Origin of the sequence: Microvirga sp. HBU67558 (assembly GCF_018069605.1) — a bacterium.
GTDB lineage: Bacteria > Pseudomonadota > Alphaproteobacteria > Rhizobiales > Beijerinckiaceae > Microvirga > Microvirga terrae.
Genome location: NZ_JAGPUP010000449.1, coordinates 1 through 15,291, shown reverse-complemented (window position 1 = coordinate 15,291; position 15,291 = coordinate 1). Strand labels below are relative to the sequence as shown.

At 67.2% G+C, this 15,291-nt stretch carries 15 protein-coding genes; 8 read left to right on the top strand and 7 right to left on the bottom strand.

The features are described 5' to 3' along the window. Positions 1-426 precede the first annotated feature (426 nt). From KBI52_RS05770 to KBI52_RS05760, 3 genes are all read left to right on the top strand, one after another. Positions 427-1,179: a phosphatase PAP2 family protein gene (locus tag KBI52_RS05770; RefSeq protein ID WP_173947086.1), complete on the top strand. Its 753-nt coding sequence runs from the start codon at positions 427-429 to the stop codon at positions 1,177-1,179. Next, complete coding sequence (locus tag KBI52_RS05765) at positions 1,176-1,721, top strand: regulatory protein RecX (protein WP_173947085.1); 546 nt, start codon at positions 1,176-1,178, stop codon at positions 1,719-1,721. The genes KBI52_RS05770 and KBI52_RS05765 overlap by 4 nt, the downstream gene beginning before the upstream one ends. A gap of 80 nt (positions 1,722-1,801) precedes the next feature. Further along, positions 1,802-2,395 (top strand): DUF2239 family protein, encoded by a 594-nt coding sequence (locus KBI52_RS05760; RefSeq protein ID WP_210806011.1) that lies wholly within the window; start codon positions 1,802-1,804, stop codon positions 2,393-2,395. Positions 2,396-2,525: 130 nt separating this feature from the next. Here the strand turns inward: KBI52_RS05760 and KBI52_RS05755 are convergent, their stop codons facing one another. Both KBI52_RS05755 and KBI52_RS05750 read right to left on the bottom strand, forming a co-directional pair. Then, complete coding sequence (locus KBI52_RS05755; RefSeq protein ID WP_173947083.1) at positions 2,526-3,065, bottom strand: GNAT family N-acetyltransferase; 540 nt, start codon at positions 3,063-3,065, stop codon at positions 2,526-2,528. 107 nt (positions 3,066-3,172) lie between these two features. Then, positions 3,173-3,817: a DUF1345 domain-containing protein gene (locus KBI52_RS05750; protein ID WP_173947082.1), complete on the bottom strand. Its 645-nt coding sequence runs from the start codon at positions 3,815-3,817 to the stop codon at positions 3,173-3,175. 90 nt (positions 3,818-3,907) lie between these two features. On the opposite strand from KBI52_RS05750, the gene KBI52_RS05745 reads away from it, so the two are divergent. After that, positions 3,908-4,330 carry an OsmC family protein gene (locus KBI52_RS05745; RefSeq protein WP_173947081.1) on the top strand — a complete coding sequence of 141 codons (423 nt, stop codon included), beginning with the start codon at positions 3,908-3,910 and terminating at the stop codon, positions 4,328-4,330. 118 nt (positions 4,331-4,448) lie between these two features. On the opposite strand, the gene KBI52_RS05740 is transcribed toward KBI52_RS05745, so the two are convergent. Genes KBI52_RS05740 through KBI52_RS05730 form a run of 3 tightly spaced genes read right to left on the bottom strand, consistent with a single transcriptional unit; the run spans position 4,449 to position 7,325 of the window. Then, a complete protein-coding gene (locus KBI52_RS05740; RefSeq protein ID WP_173947080.1) occupies positions 4,449-5,432 on the bottom strand; it encodes a TRAP transporter substrate-binding protein in 984 nt (327 codons plus the stop codon). 33 nt (positions 5,433-5,465) lie between these two features. Further along, positions 5,466-6,773 (bottom strand): TRAP transporter large permease, encoded by a 1,308-nt coding sequence (locus KBI52_RS05735; RefSeq protein WP_173947079.1) that lies wholly within the window; start codon positions 6,771-6,773, stop codon positions 5,466-5,468. Between the two features lie 6 nt (positions 6,774-6,779). Beyond that, on the bottom strand, positions 6,780-7,325 hold the full coding sequence (locus tag KBI52_RS05730; protein ID WP_173947078.1) for a TRAP transporter small permease: 546 nt from the start codon (positions 7,323-7,325) through the stop codon (positions 6,780-6,782). A gap of 203 nt (positions 7,326-7,528) precedes the next feature. On the opposite strand from KBI52_RS05730, the gene KBI52_RS05725 reads away from it, so the two are divergent. After that, complete coding sequence (locus KBI52_RS05725; protein ID WP_210806009.1) at positions 7,529-8,122, top strand: PRC-barrel domain-containing protein; 594 nt, start codon at positions 7,529-7,531, stop codon at positions 8,120-8,122. A gap of 51 nt (positions 8,123-8,173) precedes the next feature. Here the strand turns inward: KBI52_RS05725 and KBI52_RS05720 are convergent, their stop codons facing one another. After that, a complete protein-coding gene (locus tag KBI52_RS05720; RefSeq protein ID WP_173947076.1) occupies positions 8,174-8,542 on the bottom strand; it encodes a helix-hairpin-helix domain-containing protein in 369 nt (122 codons plus the stop codon). Positions 8,543-8,811: 269 nt separating this feature from the next. Between KBI52_RS05720 and KBI52_RS05715 the strand changes: the two genes are divergently transcribed. Further along, positions 8,812-10,026: a putative DNA modification/repair radical SAM protein gene (locus tag KBI52_RS05715; RefSeq protein WP_210806007.1), complete on the top strand. Its 1,215-nt coding sequence runs from the start codon at positions 8,812-8,814 to the stop codon at positions 10,024-10,026. Next, positions 10,023-11,579 carry a UdgX family uracil-DNA binding protein gene (locus tag KBI52_RS05710; protein WP_210806005.1) on the top strand — a complete coding sequence of 519 codons (1,557 nt, stop codon included), beginning with the start codon at positions 10,023-10,025 and terminating at the stop codon, positions 11,577-11,579. The genes KBI52_RS05715 and KBI52_RS05710 overlap by 4 nt, the downstream gene beginning before the upstream one ends. Before the next feature lie 24 nt (positions 11,580-11,603). Here the strand turns inward: KBI52_RS05710 and KBI52_RS05705 are convergent, their stop codons facing one another. Further along, complete coding sequence (locus KBI52_RS05705; protein WP_210806003.1) at positions 11,604-12,857, bottom strand: sodium:proton antiporter; 1,254 nt, start codon at positions 12,855-12,857, stop codon at positions 11,604-11,606. 147 nt (positions 12,858-13,004) lie between these two features. On the opposite strand from KBI52_RS05705, the gene KBI52_RS05700 reads away from it, so the two are divergent. Next, positions 13,005-15,131 (top strand): transglycosylase domain-containing protein, encoded by a 2,127-nt coding sequence (locus tag KBI52_RS05700; RefSeq protein ID WP_210806001.1) that lies wholly within the window; start codon positions 13,005-13,007, stop codon positions 15,129-15,131. The last annotated feature ends 160 nt before the right edge of the window (positions 15,132-15,291 follow it).

The following is a 15,291-nucleotide window of genomic DNA, read 5'->3' as shown; positions in this document are numbered from 1 at the left end:
CGACGCCTCGCGAGCGCGCCCCTCGAAGGAACCGATCTGTCCAACGATATAGCTTAGCTTGGCACTCCTGTCAAGAACAAAGTGAGAACATGGTCGCACCCACACCTGTCCACCACTCCCACGTCATCACCGGCCCTGGGCCGGTGATCCCGATCCATAAGGCACGGCGCTTCACATGAGCGGGATGGCTGGGACAAGCCCGGCCATGACGTCGAGGGTGGAATGACGGACGGAAGGTGGCGAGACGAGCGGAGGGTGCGGGAGCGGGCTGGTCGGGACGGGCCGGCCCTGACGATGGATGCCGTGACCCGGAGGCACCGGACGCGACGCGACGGGTGGCCGCCCTGGCCTCGGCCGGACGCCGATCCGGTCCGTCGCATCCTCGCCCCTCGCCAGATGCCCGCCAGAAGCCTATTTCAGGAGGCCATGCACACGCTTCTTGCTCCCGCCACCCGCCTTTGGCTTCGCCTGCGCCTGAACGAGGTCGGCCCTCTGCTGTCCATGTCCGCCTGCGGGTTCTTCGCCTGGGCCTTCATCGCGCTGGCGGACGAGGTGCGCGAGGGGGAAACCCATGCCCTCGACAGCCGGCTCCTGCTGGCCCTGCGCGATCCGCAGAACCCGGCCAACCCGCTCGGACCCTCCTGGCTGGAGGAATCGGCCCGGGACATCACCGGCCTCGGCGGCTACGCGATCCTGACGCTCCTCACCCTGGCGGCGGTCGCGTATCTGCTCATGGCGGGCAAGCGCGGCGCGGCCCTCCTGGTCCTGGCCGCCATCGTCGGGGGCACGCTCCTCTCCACGGGCCTCAAGCTCGGGTTTGAGCGGCCCCGGCCGGATCTGGTGCCCCACGCGACGCGGGTCTACACGGCGAGCTTCCCGAGTGGCCACGCGATGATGTCGGCGATCACCTATCTGACCTTGGGCGCCCTGCTCGCCCGGATCGAGAAGAGCCGGCGCGTCAGCGCGTTCATCATGGGGCTGGCGATCCTGACGACCCTGCTCGTGGGAATGAGCCGCGTCTATCTCGGCGTGCACTGGCCGAGCGACGTCCTGGCCGGATGGGCGGTTGGCGCGGCCTGGGCGTCCCTGTGCTGGTTCGTGGCCCTGCAATTGCAGCGGCGCGGCCAGGTGGAGAAGCCCGGCGAGGCCTCGCCCCCCGCGGATGCCAAGCCGGAATGACCGACGATCCGAAACCGGTCCGCAAGCCGCCCCGGAAGGTGACGCCGGCCTATCTCCAGCGCGCGGCGCTGGCCTATCTCGAGCGCTATGCCTCCTCGGCCGAGAACCTGCGCCGCGTCCTGCGGCGCAAGGTCGACAAGCGCTGCCGCCTGCGCGGCGAGGACCCGGCCGAGTTTCACGACATGATCGACGAGGTGGTGGCCAAGAGCCTGAGGAGCGGCCTCATCGACGATACCCGCTACGCCGAGGCCCGCGTCGCCTCCCTGCGCCGCCGGGGCGGCTCGGCCCGGGCGATCCAGGCCAAGCTCTCCGCCAAGGGCGTCGACCGCACCGCCATCGCGGCGGCCCTGGAGGGCGAGGAGGGCGACGAGGAGCAGGCGGCCCGCGCCTTCGCCCGCCGCCGCAGGCTCGGGCCGTTCCGGCCGGGAGAGCGGGCGCCCTATCGGGACAAGGATCTCGCCGCCATGGCGCGAGCAGGGTTCCGCTTCGACGTGGCGCGCGGCATCGTCGATGGAGACCGGGACGATCCCGGTGAATCATAGCACCCAAGATTTTACCCGGGTATATTGACGGGTGGATTTCATCCGGGTAAAACCTCGGGTCTGCGACAGACGAGGACATCATGGGTGAATCCCTCAAGACCTATACGGCCTTTGCCGGCCCGCGCCTGATCCGGTCAGGCCCGCTCCTCGCCGTCGCCGAAGCGACCAAGACGGCGCTGGACAGCGGCGAGACGGAGCCCGTCATCATTCTTGACGATGAGACCTGCCGGGTCGTGGAGGTGGATTTCCGGGGCACCCCCGAGGATGTGCGAGACCGGCTGAGCGCCGAATCCGGCACCGGTCCGGGCCCGTCCGAGCCCCGCGGTCCGGGCCGGCCCAGGCTCGGGGTCGTCGCCCGGGAGGTGACCCTGCTGCCGCGGCACTGGGACTGGCTCAACGGCCAGCCGGGCGGTGCATCGGTCGCCCTGCGCAAGCTGGTCGAGGAAGCGCGGCGGGGCAGCGAAGGCCAGGACCGCGTCCGGCAGGCCCGGGAGGCGCTCTACCGCTTCATGGCGACCCTGGCGGGCAACGAAGCCGCTTTCGAGGAAGCCTCGCGCGCCCTCTTTGCCGGCGACCGGGCCCTGTTCATGGCCCTGATCCGGCTGTGGCCGAAGGATATCCGGGCCCATGCGGAGAGGCTGTCGGGCCCCGCCTTCGCGGGCGAGGCGGCTTGAACCGTGAGGCGAGGCGCCCTGCCCTGGCGCATCGCGCGGACCCGGAGGGCTGCTCGAACGATGCGCTCCTCCAAGAGGCAGGAGCATCGGACCTGATTCCAAAAGGGGGTCCGTTTCTGGGTCCGGCGCTCTAGCGCACGAACATGATGGTCGGCTTGTCCTTGTAGGTCGTGCGGCGAAATTCCCGGTAGCCGCATTTCTCCGCCACCCGGATCGACGGCTCGTTCTCCGGTGCGATGATGCAGGCCGTGCGCACGGGACCGAAATGCCCCTCGCCCCAGGCGATCGCGGCGCGTGCGGCCTCGGTCGCGTAGCCCTTGCCGTGGCCGTGCGGCGCGATCACCCAGCCGATCTCCGGAACGCCCTCCAGGGACGGCTCGATCACGCGCCGGAAATCCGCGAAGCCGACCTCGCCCATGAAACGGCCGCCTGCCTTCTCGGTCACGGCCCAGTAGCCGAAGCCCAACAGGGCCCAATGGCCGACATAGCGCACCAGCCGGGACCAGACCTCCTCCTGCGTCGATGGCTTGCCGCCGATGAAGCGCGTGATCTCCGGATCGCTCCAGAGGGCGAGGCAATCGGCGAGGTCGTCGACCCTGTGGCCGCGCAGCACGAGGCGCTCTGTCTCAAGGGTCGGGATGGAGGGGGACGCTGAGGAGGCAGTGTGCATCGGTTCGATCGTGTCGGGACCCTTCCTGCGATCTCTGCATAACGGCCCCGGTCCCGCAAGGCCCCGCGCGTTCGGCACGCCGGGCCCGGCCCGGAAGCGGGCATGGCCTACAGCAAGCCGGCCCCCACGTTCACCGCCAGGGCCAGGATGGTCGTGTTGAACAGGAACGACAGGATCGTATGGGCCAGCACCAGGCGGCGCATGCGCCGGGACACGATGACCACGTCGGAGGTCTGCGCCGCCGCGCCCAGGTTGAACGAGAAATACAGGCAGTCCCAGTAATCGGGCCGGTCCTCGTGGGGAAAGGCCAAGCCCCGCCTCTCGCCCTTGTCGCCGTAATATTCATGCGCGTAGTGGATGGCGTAGATCGTGTGCACGAAAAACCACGAGCACAGAATGGTGAGGCCCGCGATGGTCAGGTGGAAGCCCTGCCGATCGGCCGGGGTCGCCTGGATGTTGGTCAGTTCGACCGCGATGGCCGCGAGGCTCGCCACCGAGGCGGCGAGCGTCAGGACGAGCACGACGACGGCGCTCTCGTCCTCCTGGGCGGCGCGCTCCTGCATCTGGGTCGTGGAGGAGCGCAGGGCCATGGTCCAGGCGAGAAGGAGATAGCACGCCACCCCGATGTCCCAGGCCACGAGCATCCGGGAATTCACCGGCCAGGACGATGGCAGGAGCATGAAGACCAGGAGCGTCGCGAGGGCGGAGCCGAGCAGCCTCGGACGCAGGCGGGCCTGCAAGGGAATCGACATCACACACCTGCGATCCGAACGGGATGGAGCCTCTGGAGCCTGGCACGACCTGTCCTAGATCACCAAGCCTATCCACAAAAGGAGATCGTGATGAACCGCAAGGCAAGAGCTGTTTGGCAGGGCACGGGCAAGGAGGGCAGCGGCCATCTCACGTCCGATTCCGGCGTTCTGTCCTCGACGCCGTATTCCTTCAAGACCCGGTTCGAGAACGAGAAGGGCACGAACCCGGAGGAGCTGATCGCCGCCGCCCATGCCGGCTGCTTCACCATGGCGCTCGCCTTCCAGCTCCAGGGCGCCGGCTTCACGCCGACCGAGCTTGCCACGGAGGCGGTCGTCTCCCTCGAGCAGGAGGGCAGCGGCTTCGCGATCAGGAAATCGGCCCTGACGCTCAACGCCAACGTGCCGGGCATCGACCGGGCCAAGTTCGAGGAGCTCGCCCGCGCGGCGGAGAAGAACTGCCCGGTCTCCAAGGTGCTCAACGCCGAGATCACCATGGAATTCACGCTGGCCTGAGTCCTCCGACCGTCATCACCGGCCTCGTGCCGGTGATGACGGTCGAATGAGGCGCTGCGCTTTTCTGTATCGGGATCCCCGGGACAAGCCCGGGGATGACGTGGCAGGAAAACCAAGCCTACATGGCGGCCTTCTTGTAGCTGTCGATGACGGCCTGCCCGTCGGGGCCGGCCTTCTTCAGCCAGTCCTGCGTCAGCTGCTCGCCGACCTTCTGCAGGCCCGCCTTGAGCTCGGGGCTCGGGGGCTGCACCTTCATGCCCTTCGCGGTCATCTGGTCGACATACCACTTGGTCTTTTCCTGAGCGGTCTTCCAGCCGCGCTCCTCGGCGGTCCTGGCGGCCTTCAGAACGGCCTCCTGGGTCGGCTTGTCGAGGGCGTCGAAGGCCGCCTTGTTGACGAAGGTCAGGTTCTTCGGGATCCAGGCCTGCGTGTCGTAGAAGTGCGAGAGCGATTCCCACACCTTTGAATCGTAGCCCGTGGCGCCGGAGGTCATGAAGGTGTTGACCACCCCGGTGGCGAGCGCCTGCGGCAGGTCCGCCGCCTGGACGGTGACCGGCTGCGCGCCGACGAGCTCGGCGATGCGCGCGGTGCCGGGATTGTAGGAGCGCCACTTCACCCCTTTGAGATCCTCGACGGTGTTGATGTCCTTCTTGGCGAAGATCCCCTGCGGGGGCCACGGCACCGCGAACAGCAGCATCAGGCCCTGGCTCGCGAACTTCTTCTCGATGGCCGGCTTCTGCACGTCCCAGAGCTTCTTCGCCTGGTCGAACGAGGTGGCGAGGAACGGCACCACGTCGAGACCGTAGACCGGATCCTCGTTCTCGTGCAGGGACATCAGCACCTCGCCGGCCTGGGCCTGTCCGGTCTGCACCGCGCGCTTGATCTCCGGCGCCTTGAAGAGCGAGGCGTTCGCATGGACGGTGACCTGCAGCTTGCCGCCGGTCGCGTCGGCCACGTCCTTGGCGAAGGCGTTGAGGTTCTCAGTGTGGAAATTGTCCGGCGGATAGGCGGCCGGCAGGTTCCACTTGGTCTGGGCCAGGGCGGGCGCTGCCATGAGCAGGGCTCCCGCGAGGCTCAAGCCGAAGCGCGTCATGTGTCTCATCGTTCGTCTCCCTCTGGTTTTGTGTGAACGGGTTTAATCCGGGAAAGCCATCTGCGGCAGCACCATCACGATGCTCGGAAACACCGTGATGATCGCGACCGCCGCGACGAGCAGGAAGAAGAACGGCAGCGAGGCCAGCGCCACCGTGTTCGAATCCTTGCCCGACATGGTCTGCAGCACGAAGAGGTTGAAGCCGACCGGCGGCGAGACCTCGGCCATCTCGACCACGAGAATGAGGAAGATGCCGAACCAGATCAGGTCGAAGCCCGCGGTCTTCACCATCGGGATCACCACCGCGGTGGTGAGCACGATCATCGAGATGCCGTCGAGCGCCGTGCCGAGCAGGATGTACATGACCGTGAGGGCCGCGATGAGCGCGTAGGGCGAGAGGTGCAGGCCGTCGACCCAGGAGGCGAGCGCCTGGGGAATGCCCGTATAGGCCATGGACGTCGACATGAAGGAGGCGCCGGCCAGGATCAGCATGATCATGCAGGTGATGCGCGTCGTTCCCATCACGCTGGCCCAGAACGAGTCCCAGGACAGGGAGCCCGACCACCAGGCGATCGCCAGCGAGCCGAGCACGCCCCAGGCGGCGCATTCCGTCGCGGTCGCCCAGCCGAGCAGCAGGGTGAGGAAGACGAGGGCAATCAGGAGCGCGACCGGGATGAGATTGGTCGATTCCTTCAGCTTCTCGCGAAAGCTCATCCTGGGCTCGGGCGGCGGAGACTTCTGCGGGTTGGCGAGCGACCACACGGCGATATAGCCGGAATAGAGCGCCATCACGAGCAATCCCGGCAGGAAGCCCGCGAGGAAGATCTGGATGATCGACACGTTGGCCGCCACCGCATAGACCACCATGGTGATCGAAGGCGGGATGAGGATCCCGAGCGTCCCGGCGCCGGCCAGGCTCCCGAGGCTCACCATGTCGTCATAGCCGCGCTTCTTCAGCTCGGGCAGGGCGATCTTGGCCACCGTCGCGCAGGTGGCGGCGGACGAGCCGGAGACCGACCCGAAGATCCCGCAGGCGAGCACGTTCACGTGCATGAGCCGTCCCGGCAGCCAGTTGAGCCAGGGCGCGAGACCGCGGAACATCTCCTCGGACAGTTTCGTCCGGAACAGGATCTCGCCCATCCAGATGAAGAGCGGAAGCGCCGCCAGCGTCCATGAGGCGGAATTGCCCCAGATCGTGGTGGCGAGCACCGAGCCCGCCGGAATGCCCCCGCCTACGAACTGCATCCCGACCCAGCCGCAGGCCATCAGCGCGATGGCGATCCAGACGCCGCCGGCGAGCAGCACGGCGAGCAGCAGGAGCAGCAGCCCCGAGATCTCGATGAGTTCCATGACGCCTTATACTCCGCTCTGGATCGCGCGCTCGACCACTTCTTCGGCCGTGGTGGCGGGTGGCTTCTCGTAGCGCGGATCGCCGCCGCGCAGCACGTGGACGAACTCGTCGAGGAAGGCGATGAACAGGATCACGAGACCGGCCGCATAGCCGACCTGCGGGATCCAGAGCGGGATCGCCAGCACGCCCTGCGCCATGTCGTTGAAGCGCCAGCTGTCATAGGTGAGCACGACCGCGTGCCAGGCGAAGAAGCCCACGAAGCCGAGGCCGATCACCAGCGAGAACATCTCGAGCCACCAGCGGGCCGGGCCGCGCACGCGGTCCGTGAGAAGGCCGACCCGGATCATCTCGCCGGAGCGGAAGGTATGGGCGAGGCCCAGGAACGCCATCGCGGCCATGGACCAGGAGGCGAGATCGTCGCCGGCCGGGATGTTGACGCCGATGCCCCGCCCCAGAGAGAGGCCCATCATCAGCAGGAAGATGACGAGGAGGAACAGGCCCGCGAGGTAACCTGAGACGCGGTAGAGACCGTCGAGAAAAGTGCGGATCATGCAGTCCGTTTCGGGCGTTCGGCAGGGAGGCGTGGCCAAGTCTAGGGGCATTCACGACAGGCGCAAGTGCTTCCTTGATGCCCTTTGCACAGGCGTTGAGCAGAACCTGGGAGACTGCCCATTGTCCGGACAGAACCAATCATCAACTTCGCCGTTGAGAGGGGAGAAGTGACTGTGCGTCACGGATAAATCAGGAGGAATTCATGGCTTCGAAGCATCTTGTGCTGGCGCTCCTCGGAACGGCCCTGGCATCGGCCCCGGCCCTTGCCCAGACCCAGCCGTCCAGCTCATCGGCAAGCCCGAGCGCCGCGGCGTCGTCCATGTCCTCGGGCAACTGGATGACCCAGGAACAGCCGGGACAATGGCGCGCCTCCAAGCTTGAGGGCTTGGACGTTTACAACAACAACAACGAGAAGGTCGGCGACATCAGCGAGATTCTCGTGGATCAGAGCGGCAAGATCCAGGCTGTCGTCGTCGGCGTCGGCGGGTTCCTCGGCATGGGCGAACACGACGTGGCCGTCCCCTTCGACCAGATCAAGTTCGTCAACGAGCCGCGCGCCAATGCGACGGCCTCGAACACTACGACCGGAACGGCCGGCATGAGCGGCAACAACGCCGGTACAACGGCCGGCACGACCACGACCGCGCCGGCCACCACCGGTTCGACCGCGAGCTCCACCGCGTCGAACGCCAATGCGGCCAATGCCAACGCGAACCGGTCGGCTCCCGATCATGCCATGCTGGACATGACCAAGGACCAGCTGAAGGCTGCGCCGGAGTTCAAGTACAGCCGCTAAGTTCGGCCACAGAACGAGAAAGGGGCCCGGCGGGCCCCTTTTTTCGGCTGCTTACGATTTCTGGTGCGCGATGATCCGATCCTTGATCGCATCATAGGCGTTCTGCGGGATGATCTTCTTGTCCACGAGCTCGTTCTTGGCCCGGTAGGGACGTCCCTTGATGATGGCCTCCGCCCGGGCCTCGCCGATCTGGGGCAGCTTGTCGAGCTGATCCTTGGGCGCCGTATTGATGTCGATCAGGGCGCTCGTGGCGGCTGTCGTATTGGGCATCGGTTTCGCCGCGGCCGGCGCGGGGGCGGTCACCGGCGGCTTTGCCGCCGGGCCGGGAGAGGCGGCCCCGGGGGCGGCCGTCTGCGCGAGAACCGGAGAGGCAAGCAGGGATCCGAGAGCGACCAGCGCTCCGAGATGGGACAGACGCATCGTAACCTCCTCTGGCCGGATCCATTCTGAAGACGTTCGGTCCGGCTTCATCAACCTACACGATCAACGCGGACCGGCGCCTGAACGATCCGTTTTCTGGGGTTCATGGTCCTGACGGGCCCGTGGCGGTCCGTTCCCGTCCACCGCTCCAGGCCGAGTTTCGGCGCACGGGCCCTCCGGCGATGCGACCTCCCGCCCCCCTCTCCCGGGTCTCGCCTTCCCGCCGCGACTGTGCTAGAACAAAACACGAACAATTCTGCTGGAAGACCATGGACGAGAAGCTTTCGAAGAAGCTGCGCATCCTGGCGGACGCGGCCAAATACGACGCCTCCTGCTCCTCCTCCGGTGCGCCCAAGCGCAAGGCGGACGCGGGAGGTCTCGGCTCGACCGAGGGGAGCGGCATCTGCCACGCCTACACGCCGGACGGGCGCTGCGTGTCGCTGCTCAAGATCCTGCTCACCAATTACTGCCTGTTCGACTGCGCCTATTGCGTGAACCGGCGCTCGTCGAACGTGAAGCGGGCGAAATTCTCCGTCGACGAGGTGGTGACGCTCACCGTCGAGTTCTACAAGCGCAACTATATCGAGGGCCTGTTCCTGTCGTCGGGCATCATCCGCTCGCCCGACTACACCATGGAGCAGATGCTGCTCGTGGCCAAGAAGCTGCGGCGCGACCACGGCTTTCGCGGCTACATCCACCTGAAGACCATCCCCGAGGCGAGCCCCTGGCTGATCGAGGAGGCGGGCCTGTGGGCCGACCGCCTGTCGATCAACCTCGAGCTGCCGACGGAAAGGAGCCTGGAGCGCCTGGCGCCCGAGAAGGACGGCGCCTCCATCGAGACCGCCATGGCGCAGATGTTCGAGCGCATCGAGGAGGCCCGCGAGGAGCGCCGACACTTCTCGCCGGCGGGCCAGACCACCCAGATGATCGTCGGCGCGGACGAGACCACGGACGCGGACGTGCTGCGCACCTCGGCCAAGCTCTACGGCCATTACGACATGAAGCGCGTCTATTATTCCGCCTTCAGCCCGATTCCGGATTCGAGCGCCATCCTGCCGCTGAAATCGCCGCCGCTCATGCGCGAGAGCAGACTGTACCAGGCCGATTGGCTGCTGCGCTATTACGGCTTCGACGTGGACGAGATCGCGTCCGGGGGCGAGAAGGGCATGCTCGACCTCGACGTGGATCCGAAGCTCGCCTGGGCGCTGAAGAACCGCCATCGCTTTCCCGTCGACGTGAACCGGGCCGACCGCGAGATGCTGCTGCGCGTGCCGGGCCTCGGCGCCCGGGCGGTCGACAAGATCGTGGTGGCCCGCAAGCACACGACCCTGCGCCTGGAGGATGTCGCCCGCCTTACCTCGGGTCTCAAGCGCGCCAAGCCGTTCCTCATCACGGCCGACCATCATCCGAAAGCCAGACTCGATACCCTCGACCTGCGCGAGCGGCTGATCGAGAAGCCGGAGCAGCTGAGCCTGTTCGGATGAGCCTGCACCGCATCACCCTCAAGGCTGGCGCCGACCTCGACGGCTTCCGCCGCGCGGTTCGCTGGCTCGTCGCCGAGGAGCTGGCGCCGCAGCACGTCGTCTTCGGGGCCGACGAGGCCCCGGCCCTGTTCGGCCAGGACGTCGCGGGCGATGCGCCGGCGATCTCGATCCCCAAGGGCGTGGCGCGGCTCATCGAACCCGTGGTCTGCCACACGGATCCGGAACGTTACGCCCTGCTCTACCAGCTCGTCTGGCGGGTGCTCAACGGCGAGCGCGACCTGCTGGAGATCGCCAGCGACCCCCTGGTCCACCGGATCGACCTGATGGCGCGCTCCGTGCGGCGCGACCTGCACAAGATGCACGCCTTCGTGCGCTTCCGGCGGATGGACGGCGGGGATCCTGCGCATCGTGCGGAGAAGTGGTCCCGGTTCTCCGCGCCCAACGATGCGCAGCTTGAGGAAAGAAGCATCGGATTGATCCCAAAGATGGAACCCACTTTTGGGTCCGATGCTGTAGAGCGCTTCGCCGCCTGGTTCGAACCCGAGCACTTCATTCTGGAGGCGGCCGCGCCCTTCTTCGTCGACCGCTTCCGCTCCATGGACTGGACGATTCTCACGCCCATCGGGTCCGTGCGGTGGGATCGCGCCGCGCTGACCTTCGGCCCGCCGGGGCAGCGCGAGGACGCGCCGGCCGAGGACAGCTTCGAGGAGGGCTGGCGCGGCTATTACGAGAGCGTGTTCAACCCGGCCCGGGTCAACCCGACCGCCATGCGGGCCGAGATGCCGAAGAAGTACTGGCGCAACATGCCCGAGACCGCGGCGATTCCCGGCCTGATCCAAACTGCCTCGCGGCGCGTTGAACGGATGATCGAACAGGAGGCCACGATGCCCACCAAACGCACCCCCGAGCGCGCTCTTGAGGCCATGTGGGATCAGGAGCCGAAGACCCTGGCGGAGCTCAACGCCATCATCGCCAAGGCGGGGCCGCTCGTGCCCGGCGCCACCCAGGCCGTGTTCGGCGAAGGACCGGCCCATGCGGAGATCGTCTTCGTCGGCGAGCAGCCGGGCGATCAGGAGGACCTGCAGGGACGTCCCTTCGTGGGACCCGCAGGCAAGCTCCTGGGCAAGGCCATGACGGAGGCCGGGATCGACCGCGAGCAGGCCTATCTCACCAACGCGGTGAAGCACTTCAAATTCGAGCAGCGCGGCCACCGGCGCATCCACGCCAAGCCCACGGCCGGCGAGGTCAAGCATTACCGGCCCTGGCTGATGAAGGAGCTTGAGCTGGTGAAGCCGAAGCTCGTGGTGGCGCTCGGCGCGACCGCCCTGCTGGCGCTCACCGGGAAGGCGACCCCGATCACCCGCTCGCGCGGACGGGCGCGGCTCGGGCCCTACGAGGGCTATGTCACCGTGCATCCCTCGTACCTGCTGCGCCTCCCCGACGAGGCGACGAAGCGGGAGGCCTATGAGGCGTTCCTGAACGATCTGCGCCGCATCCACGATCTCGCCCGGGCCGATCCGGAGACCGGCGAGCTGCCGCTGGCGGCCGAATAGCCCTCGCGGCGATCAGGGCCTGCCTTAGGCTCTCGCGGCCGTTCGCTGCGCGAGCTTGCGCCGCAGATCGAGCCGCCGCATGGTCGGCGTGACGGTGATGCCGTGGAGCACGATGGAGACCAGGATGATGAACCCGGCCGTGCTCCACAGAAGGTGACCGTCATCGAACCGCGCATGGCCCATGGCGTAGGCGAGGTAATAGACCGAGCCGATCCCGCGGATGCCGAAGAAGCTGATGGCAGCCCTTTCGCCCGCCGGTGGATCGGTGCCGACGAGTCCGATCCAGCCGGCGAGAGGACGGACGACGAACAGCGCCAGAAGGCCGAAGGCGGCGGCCTCCCATGTGAGCGCGTCGAACAGATCGCCTCCCGTCATCGCCCCGCCGAACAGGACGAGCAGCACCATCATCATGAGACGCTCGAGCTCCTCGGCGAAGTCGTGCAGCTTCTGATGATAGTCGTGCTCCGGCTCCGTGGCGCGCAGGGCCAGCGCCGCCACGAACACCGCGAGAAACCCGTAGCCCCGCACCATCTCGGTCAGGCCATAGGCCACGCAGGTGATGCCGAGCGCCACGAAGCCGGCTCCGGTCCGCGAGAGCTTGGCCCGGTTCGGCAGGTGAAAGGTGAGCCAGCCCAGCGCCCGTCCGACCCCGTATCCCATGCCGATGCCGGCCGCGATCTTCCACACCACCGCGTACGCGAACCACTCCGCGAAGACCGTCGGGCCTGCCTCCTGCGTGAGCGCGATGGCGAGCAGCACGAAGGGAAAGGCGAGGCCGTCGTTGAGCCCGGCCTCGGACGTGAGGGTGAAGCGCACCTCGTCCTCCTCCCGGTCCATCGGCGGGCCGACCTGCACGTCGCTCGCCAGCACCGGATCGGTGGGCGCCAGCGCCCCGGCCAGCAGCAGGGCCGCGGCCAGGCTCAGGCCCAGCATCTGCTGCCCCATCCAGGCGAGGCCCAGGATTGTCAGCGGCATGGCGATGCCGAGGAGCCGCCAGGTCAGCCGCCACCGCGTCCAGCCGAACGGACGGTCGATCTTCAGGCCGGCCCCCATGAGCGAGATGATGACCACGAATTCGCTGAGATGCTCCACGATGGCGAGCTCCTCGCCGGGGTGCGGCATGACGCCCGGGAGCTCGGGAAAGGCGAAGATCAGCGCTCCCAGTGCGACGCAGAAGATCGGCAGCGACAGGGGCAGCTCCTTGAGAACCATGGGGAGCCAGGCGGTGAGCAGCACCACCACCCCGAACCCTGCCAGCACGACGACGTAAGCATTCATCAGCCAGCGAACGCCGCCCGAACTCGGCAGTTCCGCTGCGGAAGCGTTAATCCCCGTTAACCGCCCCTTAAACCGCCACATTTAAGGTGCTCCAGAGCATGAAAGGCCGGACGATATACCGGTCATGTCGATGCGGGGTTTTTAGAGGTGGCGAACGGACGTGACCGGCGGGAGCCGGTCTTCGATGCGCCCGCCGGCGAAGCGGGTGGCCTGGACTTTCGCCTTTCGCCCGAGGATCGGGCAGGGGGAACGATGGCGCGCAGGCGGGCTTCTTCGAACGGCGGCGACGGGCCGCGCCGTCGCGCCAGGCCCAGGAAGGCGAAGCGCAAGAGCGGCCGCTCCTTCTTCAGCAAGCTCGTCTATGCCGGGCTCGTGCTGTGCCTCTGGGGGGTGATCGGCGTCGGCGGCGTGGTGGCCTATTACGCATCCCAGCTGCCGCCCATCGATCAGCTCACGGTGCCCAAGCGCCCGCCGAACATCGCCATCATGGCCAGCGACGGCTCGCTTCTCGCCAATCGCGGCGAGACCGGAGGCCGGACCGTCACGCTGAAGGAGCTGCCGCCCTACCTGCCCAAGGCCTTCGTGGCCATCGAGGACCGGCGCTTCTACGACCATTTCGGCATCGATCCGACCGGCATCGCCCGGGCGGTCTACCGCAACCTGGCTCACAAGGGCGGCCTGCAGGGAGGCTCGACCCTCACGCAGCAGCTTGCCAAGAACCTCTTCCTGACCCAGGAGCGCACCGCCTCGCGCAAGATCCAGGAAGCCATCCTGGCGCTCTGGCTGGAGCGCAACTACTCGAAGGACCAGATCCTCGAACTCTACCTCAACCGGGTCTATTTCGGCGCCGGCGCCTATGGGGTCGAGGCGGCCGCCCAGCGCTATTACGGCAAGTCGGCCCGCAACGTGTCGCTCTCGGAGGCGGCCGTTCTGGCGGGCCTCGTGCAGTCGCCATCGCGTCTCGCTCCGAACCGCAATCCCGAGCGCGCTCAGGCCCGCGCGGAGCTGGTGATCGCGGCCATGAACGAGCTCGGCTTCATCACGCCGGGCATGACCAAGACGGCCCTCGGCGCACCCGCCGAGCCGGTTCATGCGAACGGGGCTGGCTCGGCCAATTACGCGGCCGACTACGTGATGGACGTGCTCGACGACTTCGTCGGCAACGTCGAATCCGACATCGTGGTCTCGACCACCATCGAACCCTCCCTGCAGGCGACCGCCGAGCGCGTCCTGGTGGAGGAGCTCGACGCCAAGGGCCAGAAATTCAACGTGAGCCAGGGCGCCTTCGTGGCCCTGCAGCCGGACGGCGCGGTCAAGGCCCTGGTGGGCGGCCGCAATTACGAGACGAGCCAGTTCAACCGGGCCACCACCGCGCGCCGGCAGCCGGGCTCGTCCTTCAAGCCCTTCGTCTACCTGACCGCCGTGGAGCGGGGCTATACGCCCGACATGGTTCTCGAGGACGGACCGGTCAATTTCGGCGGCTGGGCGCCCAAGAACTACGACCGCAAGTATCGCGGGCCGATCGCCCTGCGCGACGCGCTGGCCCTGTCCCTCAACACCATCGCGGTGAAGCTCAACATGGAGGTCGGGCCGAAGAACGTGGTGCAGACCGCCCAGCGGCTCGGGATCTCGTCGCCCCTGCAGGCCAACGGCTCCCTGGCGCTCGGCACCTCGGAGGTGACGCCGCTCGAGCTGGTGAGCGCCTATGCGGCCTTCGCCAACGGCGGCGCCGGGGTCCTGCCCTACGTGATCTCGCAGGTGAAGACGACGGACGGCAAGCTGATCTACAAGCGCCCGGGCGCGGGCGGCCTAGGCCGCGTCATCGACGCCAGCGCGGTCGCGATGATGAACGAGATGATGCACAACACCTTCGTGGTCGGCACCGCCCGGTCGGCGCAGGTTCCCGGCTGGCCCATGGCGGGCAAGACCGGGACCACCGACGACTACAAGGATGCCTGGTTCGTGGGCTTTACGGGCAACCTCGTGGCGGGGGTCTGGCTCGGCAACGACGACGGCACGCTCACCAAGCGGGTCAGCGGCGGCAACCTGCCGAGCGAGGTCTGGCACAATTTCATGAAGGTGGCCCTGAAGGACAAGCAGCCCGTGCCGCTTCCGGGCAGCGAGCGGTTCCGGGACGACGTGCCGGTGGCGAATGGCGGGTCCGATTCGCGCTACGCCAATGCGGGAACCGGCGACAATGCCTGGATCCAGCCCGCCCCGCAGCGACGCGCCAGCCGCGAGAAGAACTTCTTCGAGAAGCTGTTCGGGCTGTGAGCTGGATTCCGTCCGGGTCCTGTCCTTGCGACAGGTGCGGGACCGCCGTATCGCAGCCTCGGGTTGTATAATTCGAGGAAAGTGTTATCTGCGGTTGAAGAAATTGGTATTGTTGCAAGGCCATCGTGTGTTTTTGCCGCACCTTCCCTCTTTGTCCAAG